The organism is Sphingomonas sp. KRR8, assembly GCF_023559245.1.
Classification (GTDB): domain Bacteria; phylum Pseudomonadota; class Alphaproteobacteria; order Sphingomonadales; family Sphingomonadaceae; genus Sphingomicrobium.
Genome location: NZ_CP097462.1, coordinates 945907 through 966897 on the forward strand (window position 1 = coordinate 945907; position 20991 = coordinate 966897).

21 protein-coding genes are annotated in these 20991 nt (G+C 61.2%); 13 read left to right on the forward strand and 8 right to left on the reverse strand.

The window, feature by feature from the left end:
- Window positions 1-255 precede the first annotated feature (255 nt).
- From M8312_RS04770 to M8312_RS14495, 3 genes are all read right to left on the reverse strand, one after another.
- Window positions 256-522, reverse strand: coding sequence for a helix-turn-helix transcriptional regulator (locus M8312_RS04770; RefSeq protein ID WP_349773299.1), 267 nt, complete (start codon window positions 520-522; stop codon window positions 256-258).
- A 389-nt stretch (window positions 523-911) separates the two neighbouring features.
- Window positions 912-2222 carry a tyrosine-type recombinase/integrase gene (locus M8312_RS04775; protein WP_250119238.1) on the reverse strand — a complete coding sequence of 437 codons (1311 nt, stop codon included), beginning with the start codon at window positions 2220-2222 and terminating at the stop codon, window positions 912-914.
- A 595-nt stretch (window positions 2223-2817) separates the two neighbouring features.
- Window positions 2818-3111 (reverse strand): helix-turn-helix domain-containing protein, encoded by a 294-nt coding sequence (locus M8312_RS14495; RefSeq protein ID WP_502957449.1) that lies wholly within the window; start codon window positions 3109-3111, stop codon window positions 2818-2820.
- Between M8312_RS14495 and M8312_RS04780 the strand changes: the two genes are divergently transcribed.
- From M8312_RS04780 to M8312_RS04800, 5 genes are all read left to right on the forward strand, one after another.
- A complete protein-coding gene (locus tag M8312_RS04780) occupies window positions 3031-3228 on the forward strand; it encodes a hypothetical protein (protein ID WP_250119239.1) in 198 nt (65 codons plus the stop codon). The two genes, M8312_RS14495 and M8312_RS04780, sit on opposite strands and share 81 nt — an antisense overlap.
- Window positions 3229-3865: 637 nt before the next feature.
- The gene (locus M8312_RS04785) at window positions 3866-4126 is read left to right on the forward strand and encodes a hexameric tyrosine-coordinated heme protein (protein WP_250119240.1); all 261 of its coding nucleotides are present in this window, start codon (window positions 3866-3868) and stop codon (window positions 4124-4126) included.
- Complete coding sequence (locus M8312_RS04790) at window positions 4123-5016, forward strand: alpha/beta hydrolase (RefSeq protein WP_250119241.1); 894 nt, start codon at window positions 4123-4125, stop codon at window positions 5014-5016. The genes M8312_RS04785 and M8312_RS04790 overlap by 4 nt, the downstream gene beginning before the upstream one ends.
- Window positions 5013-5291, forward strand: coding sequence for a YciI family protein (locus M8312_RS04795; RefSeq protein ID WP_250119242.1), 279 nt, complete (start codon window positions 5013-5015; stop codon window positions 5289-5291). The genes M8312_RS04790 and M8312_RS04795 overlap by 4 nt, the downstream gene beginning before the upstream one ends.
- Window positions 5292-5348: 57 nt before the next feature.
- Window positions 5349-5801 (forward strand): carboxymuconolactone decarboxylase family protein, encoded by a 453-nt coding sequence (locus M8312_RS04800; RefSeq protein ID WP_250119243.1) that lies wholly within the window; start codon window positions 5349-5351, stop codon window positions 5799-5801.
- 496 nt (window positions 5802-6297) lie between these two features.
- Here the strand turns inward: M8312_RS04800 and M8312_RS04805 are convergent, their stop codons facing one another.
- Entirely contained in the window at window positions 6298-6624 is a 327-nt protein-coding gene (locus M8312_RS04805) for a hypothetical protein (RefSeq protein WP_250119244.1), read from the reverse strand.
- Between M8312_RS04805 and M8312_RS14500 the strand changes: the two genes are divergently transcribed.
- On the forward strand, window positions 6565-6825 hold the full coding sequence (locus M8312_RS14500; RefSeq protein ID WP_502957450.1) for a UrcA family protein: 261 nt from the start codon (window positions 6565-6567) through the stop codon (window positions 6823-6825). The two genes, M8312_RS04805 and M8312_RS14500, sit on opposite strands and share 60 nt — an antisense overlap.
- 285 nt (window positions 6826-7110) lie before the next feature.
- Here M8312_RS14500 and M8312_RS04810 read toward each other — a convergent pair whose 3' ends face one another.
- From M8312_RS04810 to M8312_RS04820, 3 genes are all read right to left on the reverse strand, one after another.
- Complete coding sequence (locus tag M8312_RS04810) at window positions 7111-7611, reverse strand: hypothetical protein (RefSeq protein ID WP_250119245.1); 501 nt, start codon at window positions 7609-7611, stop codon at window positions 7111-7113.
- Window positions 7612-7816: 205 nt separating this feature from the next.
- Window positions 7817-8260, reverse strand: a complete 444-nt coding sequence (locus tag M8312_RS04815; RefSeq protein WP_250119246.1) for a DUF2059 domain-containing protein — start codon at window positions 8258-8260, stop codon at window positions 7817-7819.
- A 264-nt stretch (window positions 8261-8524) separates the two neighbouring features.
- Entirely contained in the window at window positions 8525-9910 is a 1386-nt protein-coding gene (locus tag M8312_RS04820; RefSeq protein WP_250119247.1) for an RNB domain-containing ribonuclease, read from the reverse strand.
- A gap of 298 nt (window positions 9911-10208) precedes the next feature.
- Here M8312_RS04820 and M8312_RS04825 point away from each other — a divergent pair, with 298 nt between their 5' ends.
- Complete coding sequence (locus M8312_RS04825) at window positions 10209-10583, forward strand: hypothetical protein (protein WP_250119248.1); 375 nt, start codon at window positions 10209-10211, stop codon at window positions 10581-10583.
- A 102-nt stretch (window positions 10584-10685) separates the two neighbouring features.
- Here the strand turns inward: M8312_RS04825 and M8312_RS04830 are convergent, their stop codons facing one another.
- Window positions 10686-12533 (reverse strand): S41 family peptidase, encoded by a 1848-nt coding sequence (locus M8312_RS04830; protein WP_250119249.1) that lies wholly within the window; start codon window positions 12531-12533, stop codon window positions 10686-10688.
- A gap of 1040 nt (window positions 12534-13573) precedes the next feature.
- On the opposite strand from M8312_RS04830, the gene M8312_RS04835 reads away from it, so the two are divergent.
- The 6 genes from M8312_RS04835 to M8312_RS04860 all read left to right on the forward strand — a co-directional run bounded on the left by M8312_RS04835 (window position 13574) and on the right by M8312_RS04860 (window position 20932).
- Complete coding sequence (locus tag M8312_RS04835) at window positions 13574-14680, forward strand: carbohydrate porin (RefSeq protein WP_250119250.1); 1107 nt, start codon at window positions 13574-13576, stop codon at window positions 14678-14680.
- Window positions 14681-14931: 251 nt separating this feature from the next.
- Complete coding sequence (locus M8312_RS04840) at window positions 14932-16758, forward strand: PQQ-dependent dehydrogenase, methanol/ethanol family (RefSeq protein WP_250119251.1); 1827 nt, start codon at window positions 14932-14934, stop codon at window positions 16756-16758.
- 2 nt (window positions 16759-16760) lie between these two features.
- Window positions 16761-17420, forward strand: a complete 660-nt coding sequence (locus tag M8312_RS04845) for a c-type cytochrome (RefSeq protein ID WP_250119252.1) — start codon at window positions 16761-16763, stop codon at window positions 17418-17420.
- Entirely contained in the window at window positions 17417-18421 is a 1005-nt protein-coding gene (gene coxB / locus M8312_RS04850; RefSeq protein ID WP_284070201.1) for a cytochrome c oxidase subunit II, read from the forward strand. Before M8312_RS04845 ends, coxB begins: the two co-directional genes overlap by 4 nt.
- A 2-nt stretch (window positions 18422-18423) precedes the next feature.
- Window positions 18424-20343, forward strand: a complete 1920-nt coding sequence (gene ctaD / locus M8312_RS04855) for a cytochrome c oxidase subunit I (RefSeq protein ID WP_250119254.1) — start codon at window positions 18424-18426, stop codon at window positions 20341-20343.
- The gene (locus M8312_RS04860) at window positions 20336-20932 is read left to right on the forward strand and encodes a cytochrome c oxidase subunit 3 (RefSeq protein WP_250119255.1); all 597 of its coding nucleotides are present in this window, start codon (window positions 20336-20338) and stop codon (window positions 20930-20932) included. Before ctaD ends, M8312_RS04860 begins: the two co-directional genes overlap by 8 nt.
- Window positions 20933-20991: the final 59 nt, after the last annotated feature.

Sequence of the window (20991 nt, forward strand, 5' to 3'; positions counted from 1 at the left end):
GTTCCACTCCTCGGAAGACATCGGTGTGGTGGAGAGATCAGTCACAGCGCCGCCCTCCGGGTAAGACGTCAATTCGAGGCAGCGCGGTCGCATCCGGCCCCTCTTCATCGCGCGCGAATTTTGCGAGTTTGCGTTCAGCTTGCGGAACTCTCAGGAGGCCGGGTAAATTAATGCTGTTCACGTTGATCCTTTCGGCGGCAGGGTCGGACCCAACCGGCTCTGCCGCTACTTGTGAGGGATTAGGCGGAGAGCTGCTCAGAAGGGGCAGGACGGGTCGTCTGCCCCGAACAACTGGCTGGTGCTCTGGCGAGCACCGGAGGCGAGCCAGCGGAGCACATCCAGCTCAGCGTACCAGACGCGACGGGTGCCGGGCGGGCTGAAATAGCGCGGGCCTTCGCCACGCAAGCGATACTGATCCATCGTGTTCGGATGGATGCCAAGGATCGCGGCAACCTCTTTGCTATCGAGGGGGCGGCGCTTGGGGGAATAGGCGAACAGCTCGCATAGCTGCTCGAAAGTCATCTCACTCACAGCAGGTCACTCCTGCAATCCAGCGTGGACCGCGAGTGACCCGGAGCGGAGGTGGGGTAAACGGTTCGGAGGCCGAACTCGATATGACACGCCCCGCGCTGGATGGAGCGTGATTGCCCTAGCTTAGCAGAAAAATTGAGCCGCGCTCGGATAAAATGCGCTGGGGCGCTGGGTTCAAAAAATAGTAGGGCCGGGGGTGGCGCCGGAGAAACCCCGCTTCGATTCAAAAAAGCGTAGGAGGGGTGGCACCCACTGACGGCCCTAAGGTGCGGCACCCGCGCTGATGCGGGGTCTCCCTCGCTACGGGGCCGCTACAGCCCCGATCGCTACCCCTTCGCCCCTACCCCGGCGGCAACCCCGGCTCGGGGCTGTACGCGAGGCTACGCGGCCCCAGCGGCATGGAGTTGCACGACGTTCTTGCTGGCGGCGATAGCCGCTTGCTGCTCGATCCAGTCGCCTATCTTTTGGACTTCCGGTTGGAGCCAATCGAGACGCGCCAGGTCGAGGTAGTTGCGGGCGGTGATGTCCTCTTGCGCGGGCTTGTGGCCGGTCAGTAGGTCGGTGCGGAACTTCTCAATCAGACACTCGCGCATGGCGTAGTTCGTGAAAGAGCGCCGCATGTCGTGGAGCGACAGGTGCTTCCCAACGATCTTGCTAATCATTTCCATCGGGGCGCGAGCGTCCCGTATGTGACCAGCCTTGGACCATGAGGGGAATACGAACTCGCTGACTGTCTTACCCTCGGCAATGTCCGCATCGACTACCGCGCGTCGCGCCTTGAGCAGCGCGACCGCTTGCGAGGACAGAGGCATCTGCAAATCCTCGCCGCGCTTGCGCTCCGTAATTCGCCACCAGCAGTTGGAGGGGTCGTGGTCATCAATGTTGACGTTCGCCCACCGGAGAGTTGCGCCCTCATCGCGACGGCAACCCGTCAACAGCGCCCAAAGGGCTAAATCTATACCGGCGAGTGCGTCCCGGTTCTTCGGGTTCTCGCGAGCAGCTTGTAGCGCGTTCCACACCTCGCCGACCTTGCGGCGGTCGATGTAGCGCTCCGTCCGCGACCCGAGCGTTGCCCAGTGATCTTTCAACACTTCCACGGGATTACGGAGCAGCAGCGGCGAGCCGTCAGCGCGGCGGTATTGGCGGCTAGCGAAATTGCAAAGGATGCGCAGCGTCACCATTGAGGCGTTGGCGCTGGCTGGCGCGCCGCGCTTACCGTCCAGCCCCTTCTCTACCATTTCGCGGTGACGCTTTCGAACGTCGTCCTCGGTGATCGCAACGATTGGCTTGTTCTTCCACGAAGCGAACACCTTCTCGACGTGGCGCTTCATTTCCGCCTTGCTGCTCTCCTTGAGCTTGCCGGGTCGCTCTACATACGCGTCGCACACCTGCTGGAGCGTGACCTTCATCGCCTCGTCGGCTCGCTTGCTATTGCGCGGGTCGATCCCCTCGCGCATGTCCTGCAAGACCTTCTGTGCCTTCTTCCGAGCGGCGTCTTCGGTGAGCACGCCATAGGGTCCAAGGGTAAATTGGATCGGCTTGCCCTGTACCCGGCCCATCGCGATGAAGACGCGCTTGCCCAGTGACGATACGCGGAGGCCATAGCCTTTCACGCTGTCGTCCCAATGGACGGCATAGCCCGAAGCGGGCGGCTGAACCTTGTTCACAAAGGTCTTTGTGATCTTCGCCATGCTGTTCTCCGGCGCTAGAATTCAGCGTATTTCTAGCAAGGAGCTTACAGCTAAGACAAAGCACCACAAAAAAGCAACGGCATAAACTGCTGATTTCCTGTGATTCTACAAGCTAGAATAAGTTGTCGCTAACTAGCACAAGAGCCTGATTCCCAAACTCTTAATCAGCGGGTCCTAGGTTCGAGCCCTAGTGCGTCCACCATTTTGCCTAGCAATGTTAGCGGTTTAGCGGCCATCGTTCTTTAGCGAAGATTTTGGTCGCTGCACTTAGGTAATGATTTAGGTATCCGTACTCGCACCAAGACACCAGAACAGGCTCGTTTTTGCCCCCGGGCCCAACTCGGCCCTCAGGCCGCGGCTCGGAAGCGGGCATTCTCTGAGACGCAATCGCGTTGTGTCTGCGAAGACCCATTTGCAGCCACTCACGACCGCTTCGCGACGGCCCGAAAGCGGACGTTCGTTCACTTCTGTCTTGAAGCCTAAAGTGGCTGCAATCAGACTGTTTGCTTGACGGCCGATCAGGCGACCCCGTCAGTAGCCTACCCCGGTAATTCTAGCTTACTCCTGGAAACGGCTATTGAGTTCTCTCGCAATGCTACTGTCGCCGACGGAATGTACCGGGGCTTTCCCCCGTCGCTCTGCGGAATGCGCGAGTGAAGCTCGATTGCGATGAGAAGCAGCATGCATACGCGATTTCTGCGAGCGCCATCTGACCTGAAGCAAGCAGGTCCTTTGCTCGGGCAAGGCGCCGCTTGCTGAGGTACCGGCCCGGCGGAACGCCAGTGCGATTCTTGAAGAGGCGAATAAAATGGAACGGGCTGAGGCACGCAACCGCAGCCAGATCGTCTACGCCGATGTCGCTGTCGAGGTTCGTCTCAACGAATTCCAGAACGCGTCGGAAGCGGTCGTCATCCAAGGCTTGACTGAGATGGAGGGATCGCACCTGAGCGGCAGCCCCCGGTGTGCAAGTCTGGGCCAAACGGGCTACGAGCGAAACGGCGAGTGACTCAACTAGCACGCGTCCTGCCGATGTCGGCTCTTGAAGCTCCTCCAGCATGGTAAACGCGATCTGCCTGATTAGCGTGTCTCTAACGTCGGATAGGTAAAGCACGTGCGCTGCATCAACGCTGGCGCCGCCCCGAACTTCAGACAGCTCGCGGAAGCGGTGCGCGGGGAGATAGATGTGAAAGCACTCATGCCACTCGTGTAACCGAATTTGTTCCTCGCGAACTCCAGTTGGGCATGTCCAGACTGTGCCTCGAGCGACCCTAGTGGATTGCACTTCACCATTACCGCAGCGGCTGACCACGGCGTCGGGGTGGCAGCGCGTTGCAACCCCGATCTCCGTCTGCACGAGATCGAACGGCGGCAGCTCGGACGCAGGGTGATGGCGGAGTTCAGCCGCCACACCGGTCCAACTGCATGAAACAGACGTGGCAAGCACATCCTCAGGCCCATACTTCTCAGTGCCGTGGCCAATAAGGTCCATGCCGGTCTCCTGGGAGCGACCTCCCCGGCCATCGCAGCAGCTGATCCGAATTCAGCAATTTGGGTCAACGACGAGGCAGGACCGGGACATACATCATTGCCCGTGCCCCAGTAAACGAACCGGCAATTGTCAGCCGAATTCTGAAGGGGAAAGCATGGTCCAGGTACCCGACAAGCCGCTCGTTCCAAACAATTCGCTGATCACTCCGGGGCCGGAAGAGGGCCGAGCACTTGCGATCATGCTTGCTCGCCATTCAGTCCACGCCATGCAGCGGGAACTCGAAGTTCTGCAGAATGGGCGTGCACAGTACGCCCACGATCCATTCGGCCTCATCGCCGCGAGTCACGTCATTGCGGTCGAGTTTGCAACCATAGCTGCTGCCAACAACTACTGGCGCTCGGCGGCAAGCCAGTGAGTAGCACCGCAACCCCTTGGCAGCAGGCGGAACCGTCCGTCGACCGGATCAATCGAAGTGGTCGCCAGCCAGTTCTGTTCATCCACGGCTTGTGGCTGCTGCCCTCTAGTTGGAGCCGGTGGGCTAGCGTCTTCGAGGACGCAGGGTTCGAGACCTACGCGCCAGCATGGCCAGGAGACGATATCACGGCGGAGGCAGCACGGGCCGACCTAGGGCGACCCAGCGAAACCCTTGAAGAAGTAGTCAACCATCTGGCGCACCTCATCGGAGCGCTCGACCGCAAGCCGTTCCTGGTCGGCCATTCGTTCGGCGGCCTCATCGCCCAGCTGCTCGCCGATCGTGGGCTATCCGCAGCAACTGTTGCGATCTCACCTCCGGCTTTCCGAGGTATCCTCCCGCTTCCGATCTCCGCGCTTCGATCCGCTTCTCCGGTACTCAGCAATCCCGCCAACCGACACCATGTCGTGATGCTCACGTTCGAGCAGTTCCGTTACTCGTTCGCGAACGCGCTTGAGGAAACGGAAGCTCGGCAGCTCTACGGTGAATTCGTTGTTCCTGCTCCAGGCGGACCTCTGTTCGAGGCGGCGTTCGCCAACATCAATCCTTGGACGGATGATCGGCTGGATCCGACAAGAGCGGATCGTGGACCCTTACTCCTGCTCGCCGGCGAAAACGATCATGTGGTTCCGCCCAACATCGTAGAGGCCGAATACTCACACCAGAGACGCAACCGGAGCCCCACGGAACTGCGCGTGGTACCTGGAAGAGGACACTCACTCACAATCGATAATGGTTGGAAGGACGTTGCCGATGCGGCCGTGGAGTTCCTGCTCCGCTTCAGTGATGAAGCCAGACGAGATCTTCCGAGATCAAAAGGGCTCCTCTCGTGATCTTCCTCATGACAGGAATGCTCAAAGCTGGGGTCCGCGCAATCTCGCAGGACATCCAGCAGCTAACCAACGACTTCATCGGTCAGCCCTTGGTGGCGATCCGAACGGCGGGCGAGTTACTCAACGATGCTGGGGATCGCGTAGGTATGATGTTGCTGGTCGAGCTCGACGACCGCGCCGCTGCCGACCAGTTCATGAGAGACAGTCCCTACTTCCAAGCTGACCTGTACGAAGACGTGCGGATCTTCGATTTCAGACCGGAAGTCGGCTGGTGAAGTAGGTTTGAGCCTGCTCGCATGTGGAGATGCTTTGTGACTCTTGAACCGCCGCGCATGGACCTTTCGCGCATTGCGCCGGACGCATATCGGAAGCTTGCTCAGCTCGAGAGTATAATTGCCCCGCACATCGAACCTAAGCTTCTACATTTGCTCAAGCTGCGGGCCTCCCAGATCAATGGTTGCGCTTACTGCATCGCCATGCACACTCATGAAGCACTGCAGGACGGCGAGTCCCCGATTAGGCTGACTTCACTCGATGCGTGGGAAGAGTCCGATCGATTCGAGGAGCGCGAACGCGTCCTGCTGAGGTGGGTGGATGAAGTGACGCTGATTGCCACCACCCGCGCCTCGGCTGGTGCCTTTGCTGACTTGAAGTCTCACTTCGACGAGAGTGAAATAGGTTGGCTCACAATGGCTATTGTCACGATCAATAGCTGGAACAGGGTCGCGATTGCCTCGAGGGCGCAGTACCGCACGACCGAGAGGAAGGCCCAGCTTTCCAACTGAAAAAGCTCTTGCCGATTGTACTGAATTTGGAGAGTCCCATCTTCATCTGACGGTAAGCCGCAGGACGGCTCTCAGGCAAGGGAGGGTAAGGCTCGGACGCTAGTTGAGCAAAGTCTCGCGTCTGCGAAGACCCACACTCAGGCATTCAGGTCCGGATCTCTGCTGCTCCAAAGCCGACGTTCGTTCAGGCGCGGCTGAAGTCCGGAACTGGCCGGAAGCAGGCCGTCCGCTTCTGGGCGCCAGGCCAATTTTCCGGACGGTCGTTCAGCGAAGCTGCGTGCGTTCGCTCCCACCGAACCCGGAGATTCAATCGAAGTGAAATGCGCACCATGGCGCGAACATGGACGATGCCCAGTTTAGAAGTTGGCGGGTGTCTCTCTCGTTCCTCGCTAATGTTGTCGCCGAATTGCGCGGCTGAACGGTGATTTGCGGCGATATGTCGCCGAATGTCACTTGGACGGGTGATTCGACAATTCTGCGCAAATTAGGCGAAGGCTCAGCACACTTCGGCGAAAGTGGACGGCTTGAAGTAAAGTTCGTCGCGGAAGATCGAAACGACGATGAGGATGCCGTTCTGACCTGTCATCTCCTTTGTCACGGGCAGGGATGCTCGTGGCGACAGGAGGACAACATGGAAGCTCGGAACATTGCGTGCGTCTTCGCTGCAGGATTCATCGGTATTGGTCTTACCGCCAGCGCGACCCATGCTTTCGCAAGGCCGCCCCGCGAAGCTGTCGTAACGGCTCCGCGGGTCGATCGTGACCTGGAACGCCGGGTTAGCTACGCGGATCTCAACCTCGCTTATCGGAACGACCAGAAGCAACTTCAGGGTCGGATTTGGAGGACCGCAGACTCACTCTGCTTCGATCTGAATGGCAACAACGGAACGGCTGAATGCACCGATTTCGCCGTGCACAGCACGGACGATCAGGTAGCGCGAGCCATCCAACGAGCCAAGGATCAGATGGCTGGGCTTCCGGTCGGTCCTGCAATCGCGATCTCAATGGCGGTTAGTGGACAGTGAGAAAAGGGGCGGCGCAAGCCGCCCCTTCCTCTACGCGAAAACCGTGGATGTGAGACGCTGGCCTCGATGCCTGCCAAGGGCAACGCCCATCTGGCAATTTATTGCCGCTCTATTCAGCGCTGCAAGACAGAGCAGACCGAAATGCCGCCGTTACTCTTGGTATTGCCAGAAGATGAGACCGAAATATGGTCTGCGGCGTGATGGGCAGCACGAGCCATGTGAGATCGACGAAATTGGTCGTCCAATTACGACCTTATTCCGTCGTGCCTTACTTTAGAGCCAAAGCTATTTGACCTTTCGAACGCCGAAGTCCGACGCACAGGCCGGAGGAGCGTCGTCAATCCGGTTGGGGGCCCCTGCTTCGATCACGGCTGTTGCGTAAGCAACGGCGCCTGCTGCGCTGGTACCGACATGCATTGTATCGCCCTCGGTGAATGTCGAGCCATTTGGCGATCCAACACCGTACTGCTTGGTTTCGCATCTTCCGTTTATCACCCGGGTGACGTCGACCAAGCCTGACGCAACTTGGACAATGACCATGCCTGGGTGATGGTGCCAGCCGGAATTGCCGGTGGCTCCCCAAGTCAGCTTCACCTCATAGGTGTCAGTTGGGTCTTTGGTCTGAAACTTGATCCGCTCGCTATTGATAAGCGCTGTCTCCTTGAAATGTGCTGCGACGAGGAGTTGCCCCGACCAATTCGATGGAGGCGAGGCCGATGCTCTCGTAATCGCGAGTCCGGATGCGGCAACGGCCGCCACGCACGTTAGACGCAGGAAAGAATACATAAGATCCTCCTGTTGCTGGGTGTGCTGCCCAGCAGAAGGCTATCATTAATTTCACACATAACAAAGGTTGTTCAAAAAATGTTATTCGAACTTAAGGTGCGTGATTGAACGAAAAGCGGTCCTGAACCGTAGAGGTGACGTCTGAGCAGGTGATTGGGGCCTGACACCATCCTCGACGGTAACGACGCGAAACCGTCTCAAGACCTTACTTGGCGCAAAGCCGATGCACCTCGGCGCAGAAGGCTTTGCGGACATCACCCTTGAAGTCGAGTTGTCCAACGCTCTTCATGGTGGCCTGGATCACCGTTGGCGTGACCGACCGGTATCTCGTCGCCACGGGCGACGAATTGAAGCGCACCAGCGCTTTCAGGTCAGCCATACTCAGCTGCCGCGCATAGGCCTCGCCGGTCGCAGCCATCAGGCGCTCATAACCACGGCGGTATACCCGCTCTGCTGTCGCCCTCAGCCGAACCTGCTCCCCAACTGAAAGGTGCGGGTCTTCTGCTACAAGCTCGTCGATTTCTTTAGCCTTCACCAGAGGCAATATCGACGCGAGCATTCCATGCTCGGCCAAGAGGCGTCCAAGTCTGATTGCACTAGGGGATGGTGGGGTCGCGGCGGCCGCCAAAGCCAGGATGAAGATTGCCATCAGCTTCCCTTCTTTCAGCCAGGAAACTCGCAGCCGTTCAACCTGTCAATAAGAGGTGGCGTCGCGCGGTCCCGTGAATGTCGGAAAGGCAGCTGAACAGTCGGTGTCCGCTTTCCTCGTTGCAGACATTCCGGTGAGCCAGGTCATACTGGCCAAAAAACGGCAGGATCTGGCCGAAAGCGGACTAACTGCTATCGGGCGCGCCATTTCTCGTTCCGGACGTTTGCTCAATTCGGTGCCAAGCATCGGCCGCGAAGATGCGGCTCAGGTGAGCCGTTCGAAGGTCAGCGTGCGCGCCGCCGGGTCGGCCGCGGCGAGGCGGACGCGGAGCCGAGTGCCGGGCTCGACCGCGTGCGCCACTACGCGTGCGACGATTGGCTCGGCTTCAAGTTGGATTCTTGCCCCTCGTTCATCCTCATCGGTCACCACTGCGTCGAACGCTTCGCCCTCGCGCCCCTGCAACGTAACCGCTTCGGCAAGGTCGATCACCGCGCGCTCGATCGCCGCGCTTTGGGCATCGGCGCGGGCCATGATTTTGGGCAGGCGCGCGAAGGCGGCCCTCAAGTCGTCGGAAACCGGCTGGCCATTGGCCACCGCGAGCGCGGCCATCACTACGTACCGATCGGCAAGGCGACGCAGCGGGGCGGTGGCATGAACGTAGGTCGCCGCCATCGCCGAATGCCACGGGATCTCGCCGGGGTTATAGGGCTGATACGATGCCCCCTCTCCCGCGCGGCGCACTGCGAGCATCATTGCCGCCTCGGCATGATCGGCAGGGTCGAGCGCCCGCTCATATTCCTTGAGGCTGGTCGTGGCGGGCCAGTCGAGATGGAGCGCCTTGGCGGTCTGGCGCAGGCGGCCGACGGCAAGATCATCGGGTTCGGCCATCACACGGAACAGGCCGGCGTGCGCCGCCAGCAAGGCATCGGCGATGGCAAGGTTGGCCGCGAGCGACAGAGCGGCGTTACGGCTCTCGGACATGAACCGCGGGCGGAAGGAAAGCGTATAGCAGCCTTCGCCCGCGGCGGCGACTTCCTGCTCAGGCGGGTCGACGCGCGACGCCCCGCGTGCTGCTTCGGCCGACACGATCCGCCGCGACAGTTCGGCGAACCCGGCGGGAAGATCGGCCTCGTTCACCGCATCATAGGCAAGCTTGGCACGGCTGCGGATCAGAGCACGCTCGGCGCTGTCGAGGCTCGCCTTGCCCGCGGGGTCGATCCGCACCGCGAACACGACCGCCGGGCGCGGCCCGTCGGGGAGCAGGCTGGCGGCAGCTTCGCTCAGCGCGGGCGGGTAAAGCCCCGCCTTGCCATCGGGGAGGTACAGCGTCGTCCCCCTCCGCCACGCCTCGACGTCGATGACCCCGCCATCGTCGACGAACCAGGAGACGTCAGCGATCGCGTAGTAAAGGATGAGGTCATCGCCCGCGGCCTCGATCGCAAACGCTTGGTCGAGGTCGGTCGAGGTTGCCGGGTCGAGCGTGACGAACGCCTCGCTCGTGCGGTCCCGATGCGCGTTTGGGGCTCGCCTAGCAGCTTCGGCGGCGGCGGCGAGGACCTCGGTCGGGAAGCCGTCGGGCACCTGATACTGCAGCCTGATCGCGGCCAGCCCGGCCGTGAGCGCGTGTCGCGGATCTTGGATCGCCTTCATCGCGCTTGCCTACACGAACCAACGCCCGAAGAAAGAACTCGCACGGGGTCATGAAGGCCATCGCGGCCACTTGAGTACCGATGCGGTCGCCTCTTTCTGGATTGGCTCCGGGCTCACGCCCAGCTCGCCCGGTGGTGAGCGAGGATCTTCCTCTCAGGGCACGGCGGCGCGGCCCTTCGCCCCACCTTACGGCTCACCAAAATTGCGGCCCTCCTGATGTTCGTTCTTGGCCTTAGGCGGACGGTCCGCTTTTAGGCGATAGGCAGCAAGTCTCGTCGTTCGTTCCACTGACTTGCGGATGACCGCATACGACCCATTGCGGACATCCACACTGCGCGGCGCTGCAGGATGCAACGCCAAAGCTCTGCAGTTACACGGCGCTATGGAGTTGGGGCTAACCTTCGCCGCCGTGCTTGGCGTTACATTCCTGCTGAGCCGCACCTTGGGCAGGCGCCTAACGGAAATTAGCAGAGCGACCGCCGTGGTTTGCTGTGCCTTGGCGGTCCCGGGATTGCTGGTGCTTGCAGCCTTCATCGTCGAAGCGACTGGCATCGACAAAGGACGAATGAATGACGCTTGGTCATTCGACTTGATATTTGAGGTCATGGCAGTTCTCTTCCTGCCCTTCACCTTCTTGGTAAGCTTGGTTTCGGTACCTCAAGACGAGTTGTAATTATGACATCGCCCGAAAACAGATGCGCCTCTGCGAGCACCGGTCCATGTCCGCTTCCGACCCGGAACGGACGTTCAAACCGACGCTTGGCTTGGCCTGATCTCATGCGCCTGCGAGCTTCGCGAGTCTGTTGACCGCACTTTCGATGGTCCGGAGCCGTTCCTCCAGGGTCACCTTTTCGCTACTACGAACGCTGACGCTCGTGAGAACTCGGCCAAGCAAGGGTGCCGCTTCGCGCAGGCTATCCTGCTCGTCAGTCCCGTAAAAACTACCGTCAGGACGCGGACCAAGCAGGAGCCAGCGCGCACAGCCATCTCCGGACGAGAGCCCGACGCGCATGGGAAATAGCGGATCGGACCTATCGCAATCCAGTCTCGCACCGTTGCTCGTCAGCACGCGTCCAACCGTCCATCCCGTCACCTCCTCGGCGTTCACTCCCCGAGCAGCCAACAGGCGCTCGTCCGCGAGTATGGCGCCGTAGCTGGCACGGACCGCTGTCAGCACCAGCGTAACCATGTTGTCTGCCACCATTTCGAGTGATGAGCTGTCACGCCAGTCGTCGGCATGCTCCTTGAGGTCTCGTCCTAGCTGGGTCAGCCGCCGTTGGAAGCGGCGCTCTGCCCAGCCGTGAACCCGATTGTGCATCGGCACGACGATGACGGCCGCCAAGCCTGCAGCGACACCGCCAGCTACTCCCGTAGAACCGCCAAACCAATGCTCTCCGCTAATCTCGAGCCCATGCTCAAGCCCGGCGAAGAGGCCCAAAAAGATAATGGTTAGAACGCCATAAGCTGCCGATCGGCTGAGCAGTGCATCCACGTCGTAGAGCCGGTAGCGCAACACGGATACAATCACCCCCAGCAAGATGCAGCCGAAGCCGGCCGAGTCGAGAAAGATGCGGCAGAGCTCAAGAAGTACGGCAGTGGCGTCGGTGCGCGACCGGTCGCTCGAAAGCACGGCCAGCAAGCTGGCCAACGCCAGAGGTGGAATTGACCAGATAAAACCAAGTACCGCCCAGCGAATCTGCTGGCGCGCCCGCCCGTCGGGCAGTTGGTTGTAACGCTGCACAGCCGCCGCAGCGATGGCTAAAATAATCGCGAGGTCAAACAGGTTCATGAGCCTGCCGAAGACTTCCGGCAGAAGGGTGTCAGCAACAATCAGGCATGCTGAAACGCCTGCTGCCCACAAGGTCCAACGAGGGCGGAACTCACCATCCGGGAAGACGAACAGTCCGGTGAAGAGTGCGAGCGCTCCTGCAGTGGCAAGGCTGTCGTGAAGCAGGGTCGAGCTCCCCGTCAGCCAAAATTGCCAAGTCTCGGGCCCCGTAGCGACGAGCAAAACCAGGCCAATCGCCAGCAGAGCAGCAAGCGTGCTTGATCGTGCGGCGCGAAAAAGCAGCACACCACCGGCCAACATCAAGAGGTCCAGCGATGCGCGGAGCGCGGTCTCGAGGGTCAGCTCCTGATTGGAGGTCATGCCTGTTCCGACAAACGCTTCGTCGAGGTTCCGGGCAGTCCTTGTGAGCCGATGATCGCGCAAGGTGCCCTGCGGCGATCGTGTGGTTAGTACCACGGTCTGGTTCTCAGGGCCAACGAGGTGGCTCTCGAGAACTGCTCGATCACTGAGCAGTGACGAAACGTTGCGACCGTCAACAGCGACGATCCTGAGGCCTCGCACTATGCCGGCCCGTTGCGCTTCCTTTGTTAGCGGATCACTGAGGCGCAGCTCACCGTTGTCCGTGTACCAGCCGAGGCCTAGGCGGGAGAATGGCCGCACCTCGTGCATACGGTAGTCGCGGTATTGACCGACGGCTAGCGCGACGAGGGCAAGCGCGAAGCTTGCAAACCAGATGATCCGAAAAAGCGTGAGCGCTCGTCGGCCAAGCGGGGGTAAAGCCACCGTTCGCGATTGCGATTGCGATTGCGATTGACCTCCGCGCTGCGCGTCCATTCCGTCCCCCCAGGGCACATGAATAGGGCGGCTTTCTCCCACACTTGCAAGCGAATTACACGCCAGCAACAACTTGATCGCGCCGTGGATCGAGGGTTCGCTTGCCACCCTCGCAGCCGTTCAGAGCCAGGCGCACTTAACCGCTCATCTTGGCCGAAAGCAGACCGTCTGATTTTGGCTCAAAGGCGGTCAAAGCAGCCGGTGGTTCATCTACGCTGTCGATGAGCAGATGCGACCTATTGACGGCCTCGCCCGCGAAGATTCCCTCTATGGAGATGTTGAGTTTCTGCCCAAGGCAGAGAGTTGTTTGCAGACCGGCAGGTGGGGAAGCTTCGCTAGGCCCTGTGATCGCACTCTGGCCGGCGTGAGATCGGCTGCCGCCCTGAGCAAAGCGACCCCTTTTGCGAGCAATGCTCGCCCCGCATCGGGAAGACCTGTTCAGCTGCCGCTCTGAATGATGCCTCGTCGTCGGCAACAGTGCTCGGGAGGTCCAAGCCGGCGGCTTTAAGAACCCTTCGGTCCACGATGGTTGATTGGTAGGCCGACATGTACTCAGGAACTGTCTCGTCGCCGTAACCCAGCACAATCGCTTCGCAAACCGGGTGCTGCGCGGAGAATGGCACTCGCCGCAGCCACAGGCTCACGCCAGCCTACGGTATAGCCTGAGCTCGCGCGACCTCTGCCAACAGCTTCCAGAACAATCTTCGGAAATCCATGCAGGCCGCGCACGCGATGCCATTTGGAATTCTCATGGCGATGTGGAATTCCGTCCGGCCCTTGCGAGCCTTGCTTGATCGCCGTCAATTTCTGGAGCGCGGATTTGCCGTGAGTGGTTGCGGCCAGTCTGAAAGGTGGATCCAACTATGCACCTCTTTCGCAGCTGGCTGGTCGCGCTCTCTTCCGTGTCCACCTGCGTCGCGTCGCCAGCATTCGCTAGTAACGCGAACGGCACAAATCAGCAGGCCCCTGCCGTTGACCCTTCACTGAAGATCACCGTTGAGCCAGTCGGGCTGGTCGCTGGCGGCAAGCGCGCGGGCCTATTGTCGGCGCAGCAGGTCGAGCTGGACCTGGCAATCGACTGGGGCAAGATCGCGCAGCTGGACGGCCTGACCAGTCACGTCACGCTAGTGAACCGGACTGGCTTCGACGCCAGCAAACGACTGATTGGCGATAATGTGCTGCAGAGCCAGGCCGTCTACGGTGGCACCTTCCACAAGCCCATCCATCTGGTGCAAGCCTATTTCGAGGACAAGCTCGATGGCGGCCGATGGGATCTCGCCGCCGGCCGCTTGCCCGTGGGCGAGGCGTTCGCCTCCTCACCGCTTTACTGCGGCTTCATGAACACCGCTCTGTGTGGCTACCCCCATGCGCTCGCGGCCAAGCAGGGCTTCTCGACGTTTCCGAACTCAACCTGGGGAGCGCGGGCAAAATTCTCTCCTGGCAAGTCCGTCTATGCGCAGGCGGGGGCCTATCAGGTGCGGCCGCAAGCTGGCGGGCCTTGGGGTTTGAATTGGGGCTGGTCAGGGACCACCGGCACCTATCTTCCGGTCGAAATCGGCTGGGAACCGACGTTGCGTGGAGGCCGTCTGCCGGGCCATTACAAAATTGGCGTTGGCTACGACACGTCCTCGTACAAGGACAATTTCCAAGACGCGACAGGCGCTGCGTTTGCTCTGAGTGGTCGCCAGCCCGCGAAACGCCACGGTCGCTACTCGGCATATGTGCTCGCCGACCAGATGCTTGCCCGTCACGGTGAGGGGGACCAGAACGGCCTGATTATCATGGGCGGGTACGTCCACTCGCGTCCGGCGAATTCGGAGATTTCCAGCTTCGGCTTCGTGGGCTTGGCCGATCAAGGTCTGGTCGCCAGCAGGCCTAAGGACACTGCGGGGCTGCTGTTTGCCTATGCGAAGGTCAGCTCGCCCGCGGTGCGGACGGAGCGCATCGAGGAAAGCTTGGGCGAGCCCCTGTTGTTCGACGCCAACGGCGTACAGTCGCACGAAGCATTGATTGAAGCGCGCTATGACGTGGTTTTGAACAAGCAGGTCGATGTGATGCCCGACGTGCAATATGTCATTCGCCCAGGGGCGACACGGTATCAGCGGAACGCGCTGCTCGCCGGTGCGCTGCTGACGATCAAGCTCTAAGTTCAGGGGCGACCGCCCGACCTACCACAGGCATCTAAAAGGATGTTGTTACAGTGGCTTACAGCCAGAACTTGCGCGTGGTCAATTCTGGTTTCCTGCGGGTATTAAAGCCGCGGTTGCTGGTTTAGCTCGGACATCGGGGTGGCGCGCCAAAGGACGGTGCGTTGATGAAGACAAGTTTGAAAAGGCATTCAGGGCTGAGCCGTGGGCGTATCGCTGGAAGCGCTGCGATTGCCCTGATATTCCCGGCCGTGGCCGCTTATGCCGCGTACAACATCTATACCGGGGCGACCGGAAGGCCGGTCCAGCAACAGCTGCGTTCGATCACAGGCGCAGCCGCCGATTACGCCCCCAACGACCCTGCCGGTGAGTGGCGATCGCCCGCGCGCGATTACGCGAATACTCGCTATAGTCCGCTCGCGCAGATCAACCGAAGCAATGTCGCACGCCTGAAGGTCGCCTGGAGCTTCTCGGACGGCACGCTCTACGGACACGAAGGGGCACCGCTGGTCGTGGGCAACACGATGTACGTCGTGTCGCCCTACCCCAATGTTGCCTATGCGCTGGACCTTTCCAAACCCGGCGCGCCGATCAAGTGGAGCTATGATGCGAAGACCTCGCCGATCGCGATCGGCAAGGCTTGCTGCGATGCGGTGCTGCGCGGCTGGGCCTATGCCGACGGCAAGCTGATCTTCAACCTGCTCGATGCGCATACGGTGGCGGTCGATGCCAATACCGGCAAGGAACTATGGCGCACCAAGATGGCCAACGTCGAGCATGGCGTGACCATGACGATGGCCGCCTTCGTGGCCGGCAACAAAGTATTCGTCGGCAATTCGGGCGGCGAAATGGGTGTCAGCGGCTGGCTCGCCGCGCTTGATCTCAACAGCGGAAAGGAGCTGTGGCGCGCCTACGGAATCGGCAATGATCAGCAAGCGCGATTGGGCTCCGACTTTCAGCCTTTTTACTCCTGGATGCGGGGCAAGGACTTGGGCGTGCGCACGTGGCCGGCCGGCATGTGGAAGACCGGCGCTGCGGCGACCTGGGGGTTCGTATCCTACGATCCCAAGACGAATCTGCTCTATTACGGCACCAGCAATCCGGGGCCCCGCGTTCCATCTCAACGCCCCGGTGATAATCTTTGGACCAGCGCCGTATTCGCCCGTGACGCCAACAGCGGCATGGCCAAGTGGGCCTATCAATATACGCCGCACGACGAGTGGGACTATGACGGCGTCAACGAGCACATGCTGCTCAACATTCCATGGCAGGGACAACGCCGAGACGTTCTTGTCCACTTCGATCGCAATGGCTTTGCGTACACGATCGACCGTCGCTCGGGCCAGGTGCTGGTTGCTGATCAATATGCTTATCAGAACTGGTCCAATGGCGTGGACCTCCGCACCGGACGGCCCATCGTCAAACCCGAGATGGAGCCCAAACCAGGCCAGACGCTGAAGCGGGTATGCCCGCCCGACATCGGCACCAAGGATTGGCAGCCGTCGGCGTTCAACCCGCACACCGGGCTAGTTTACACGGGCATCTTCAACATCTGCATGGACCTGACCGACCATGTGGTCTCGTACATTGCGGGCACGCCCTACGACGGCATGGAGATGAAGCGCTATCCAGCCGACGGCAAGCACTGGGGCGGCTTCATCGCCTGGGATCCGGTGCGCGGGCGCAAGCTGTGGGAAATTCCCGAAAAGTTCATGGTGATGAGCGGCACGTTGTCGACTGCCGGCGACGTTCTATTCTACGGCACCGTCGACGGCTGGTTCCGGGCGGTCGACGCATGGACTGGCAAGGTGCTGTGGTCGCAAAAACTGTCGTCGGGCATCATTGGCCAGCCGATGACCTATACTGGTCCGGACGGCCGTCAATACGTCGCGATCTACACGGGCGTGGGTGGGGCCGCGATGGTCTCAGCCGACACGCCGGGCTTCCCCGCTCGGGGCGGCGCGCTCTACGTTTTCTCACTGGACGGGCAGTCACCGGGTAGCGGTGCCGGAATGCTGGAGACGGAGGCGAACGCCGCCGCCAGCCAGGCTGACGTCACCCAGAAAGGGCGGCACTGATCATGAGTCCGTCGGGTCGCACGATTGCTGCAGCGGTGGTCGCCGCACTTGTCGCCGGAGGCGCCACGGCGTGGGTCATGCAAACTCGCGCGCCAGGCTCTGAACGCTCCGTCACGCTGCAGTCGACCACACCGCTCCCGCCCGAAGGGGCCGCCGCACTGGTACCACTCGGGGACTTGGCAGGCAGCGCTGAGACCACGCTCCCAGCCAGCCTTGCCAATCCACTCAAGCAAGACGCGTCGGCAGTGAACGAGGGCAAGCGATTGTTCGCGCAGATGAACTGCGCCGGCTGCCACGGCTACACCGCAAAGGGCGGCATGGGTCCGGACCTGACCGACACGCACTGGCGCTACGGCGGCACGCCCGTCCAGATCTACAAGTCAATCTTTGAGGGCCGTCCCCAGGGCATGCCGGCTTGGGGGCGCGCGCTGCCTTCTCACTCCATCTGGCAGCTAACCAGCTATATCGAGAGCCTGGGCGGAAGTTTCCCGGCCGATGCCTACCATGCCGGGCAACAGGGGGACCTGGCCGGCCAAGCCAGCGCTGCGGAGTCAGGCGAACCGCCCGCGGATAATGGCGGGAACCACAAGCCGGCGGCCGGCAGCGGCTCACAATCACAGCAATCGGGCAAGTCGAGTGGGGCCGGCGGGAGCCACCCATGATCCGCGCCCGTTGGATCCTTTCCTGTCCTGCGCTCGCACTGACCGGGTGCGCGTCCTTGCCCTTATCCTATCTGGACTCCACAGCGCCGGTCGGTGGCCGCATTGCGCAGCTCGGTTGGGGGATGCTGATCATCTCCGTCGTGGTGGTGCTGATCATCGCGGGTCTGCTCGTCGCGGCGATCTGGCGCGGGTCAACGGAAGTCGACGGGCGCGAGCTTGCGGTTCGGCGCGATACCGGTGGCATGCGCTGGATTTACGTTGGAGTCGGAATCTCGAGCGCGGTGCTAGCGATTTCCGCTATTTGGACGCTGCTGACGCTCAAGGCGGTGGCGCAGCCTGCCAGCGGCGCGGCACCGTTGACGATTGGCATCGTTGCGCACCAATGGTGGTGGCAGGCCGACTACCGACCGTCACAAGCGCAAGGCAACTTCACGACAGCGAATGAAGTCCACATCCCGGTCGGTGTTCCCGTCCGCTTTGAACTTCGGTCCGCCGACGTGATCCACAGCTTTTGGGTCCCCAAGCTTGCTGGGAAGACCGATGTCATTCCTGGCAGGACGAACTCCATGTGGGTCGAAGCCCGGCAGCCGGGCATCTATCGTGGACAGTGCGCGGAATACTGCGGCATCGAACATGCGCTGATGTCCTTCAGGGTCATTGCGGAGCCCATCGACCGATTTCGTTCCTGGCAAGCGGCGGAGCTTTCCGGCCGATCGCCTCAGCAGGGAAGTGCCAGTGCGCAGGGCGCAGCCATCTTCGCGGCGCACTGTGGTGCTTGTCACGCGATGCGCGGCACCGAGGCCGGCGGCGCTTATGGGCCCGATCTCACCAACCTGGGCAGCCGGACCACACTGGCTGCCGGCATGATCCAGAACACGCCGCGCAATCTCGCTTACTGGATACGTCATGCGCAGGAGGTGAAGCCCGGCGCGCGCATGCCGAACGTGCCGCTGAGTGACGCTGATGTGGCGAAACTCGTGCCGTACCTGGAGGCTCGTTGATCATGGCCACCGTTCCCGTACCGGCACCGGAACAGGAAAAGCTCGTCCGCACATGGGAAACTGCGCCCGGTGTGTACGGCTGGTGCGCCACCGTCGATCACAAGCAGATCGGCATCCGCTATCTGGTAACCTCGATTGTATTCCTGCTGCTCGGCGGAGTGGAGGCGCTGACTCTCCGCATTCAGCTCGCGCAACCCAACCTGAAGTTCCTCGCGCCCGAGCAGTACGATCAGCTCTTCTCGATGCACGGCGTGACGATGATCTTCCTGTACGCCCTGCCAGTGCTTTCCGGCTTCAGCAACTATCTGTGGCCGCTCATGCTCGGCTCGCGCGACATGGCGTTTCCGCGCCTGAATGCGCTGTCCTACTGGCTCTACCTCTTCAGCGGCATATTTCTCTACGTCGGCCTGCCGCTCGGCCAGGCACCAAACGGCGGCTGGTTCAATTACGTCCCCTACACCAGCAGCGAATATGATCCCGGCATCAACATCGACATCTTCGCGCTCGGGCTGATCTTCCTCGGCATTTCAACCGTGGTTGGATCGGCCAATTTCGTGGTGACACTGCTGCGCACGCGCGCGCCGGGCATGTCGATCAACCGTATGCCGATCCTGGTGTGGGGCACAATGACGGCATCGGTCGCGAACCTCTTCGCCGTGCCGGCGCTCAGCCTCGCCTGCTTCATGCTGTGGCTGGATCGGAACTTCGGAACCAGCTTCTTCGCGGTTCGTGGCGGCGGGCAGCCACTGCTGTGGCAGCACCTATTCTGGTCGTTTGGCCACCCGTGGGTCTATGCGCTCGTGCTGCCTTCGATGGGTATCGTCTCCGACGCCCTGCCGGTATTCTGCCGGCGTCCGCTGGTCGGCTATACGGCGGTAGCCTTGGCCACCGTCACGACCATGGTGATCGGCTTCGGCGTGTGGGTCCACCATATGTTCGCAACTGGCCTGCCCACCATGGCGATCTCATTCTTCAGCGCCGCCAGCATCATCATCGCCGTTCCCAGCGCAATCGCTGTGTTCGCCTGGATTGCGACGATCTGGACCGGACGGCCGGTGTTCAAGGTGCCGTTTCTCTATTTCGCCGGATTTATCCTGTTGTTCGTGATCGGCGGTGTCTCTGGCTTCATGACGGCCTCAGCCGCGCTCGACTGGCAGCTTACCGATACCTACTTTGTCGTTGCCCACCTCCATTACGTGCTGCTCGGCATCAACCTGTTCCCGGTGCTTGGTGGCTTGGTCTACTGGTTTCCGAAGTTCAGTGGCCGGATGATGGACGAGCGGCTCGGCCGGTGGGCCTTCTGGATCATGTTCATCGGCTTCAACCTTGCGTTCTTCCCCATGCACATCGTCGGCCTGGAAGGGATGCCGCGCCGCATCTACACCTACCCCGCCGATCTCGGCGTAGGCGGCTGGAACCTCCTGATCACCATCGGCGCCTTCATGCTTGCGTCGGGCATTCTCCTGTTTCTCTATAATCTCGTGCGGAGCCTTTCAGTGGGCGAAGTTGCCGGTCCGAACCCGTGGGACGCACCGACGCTGGAATGGTCGACCTCATCGCCGCCGCCGCCCCAAAATTTCGACATCATCCCGATCATCGCCAGTCGTCACCCACTGTGGGAAGACCGGCTTGAGGACGTCGAGGACCGCTCTCAACTCACCACCGGCTATCTCCTCGATCACGGTCGTGAAACCATCGGAACCACGCCTCTGGATGCAGAGCCCAACGTGATCCTGCGCATGCCGGGTGACAGCCTTCTCCCCCTCTGCCTGGCCGTGGCGACCAGCGTGCTGTTCTTCGCATTACTCAGCAAGCTTTGGTTGATCGCAGGCCTCGGTTTCGCAGCCGCTCTGGTGACGCTGATCTTGTGGTTTGCGCCCGAACCCCTCGCCGACCCCGAACATCCGAGGCTCTATGCCTGACGCAATCATCGCCAAGGACACACTCCCCGTAAATGGACCCGGCCGGTTGTCGACCGGCTGGTGGGGAATGCTCTGCCTGATCTCCACCGAAGGCATTCTCTTCGCTTACCTGATCTTCAGCTATGCCTATCTCGGCGTGCAGGCATCTGGCTCCTGGCCTCCTGGTGGCGCGCCGCCGCTCTCGCTCGCCCTCCCGAACACTATCCTGCTACTCGCCAGCAGCGTGGTGCTCGAGGTGGGCGCCCGCCGGTTCCGCAGCGGCCGCGACCGCTCCACGGTGCCGGTGCTCTTGCTGACCGCCTTGATGGGGGCGGTGTTCGTGATCGTGCAGTGGGAGGAATGGGGCCGCAAGGAGTTTGGCTTCACCGACGGCGCCTACAGCAGCATCTATTTCACGTTGACCGGCTTTCACCTCGCCCACGTGGTCGCCGGCATCCTCGCCTTGTTGGTGCTCGCCTTTTGGGGTTGGCAGCAGCGGCTTACCCGCGGCGGCCTACACCTCGCGCTGGGCCGCATGTACTGGCACTTCGTGGATGTCGTATGGCTCGTCGTATTCCTGACCATCTACATCGTCCCGCAACAGCCATGACCGGAACGACGCCACAGCCACAGCCCTCCGGGCACCCGGCGCCGGAGCGGGATCGCGTT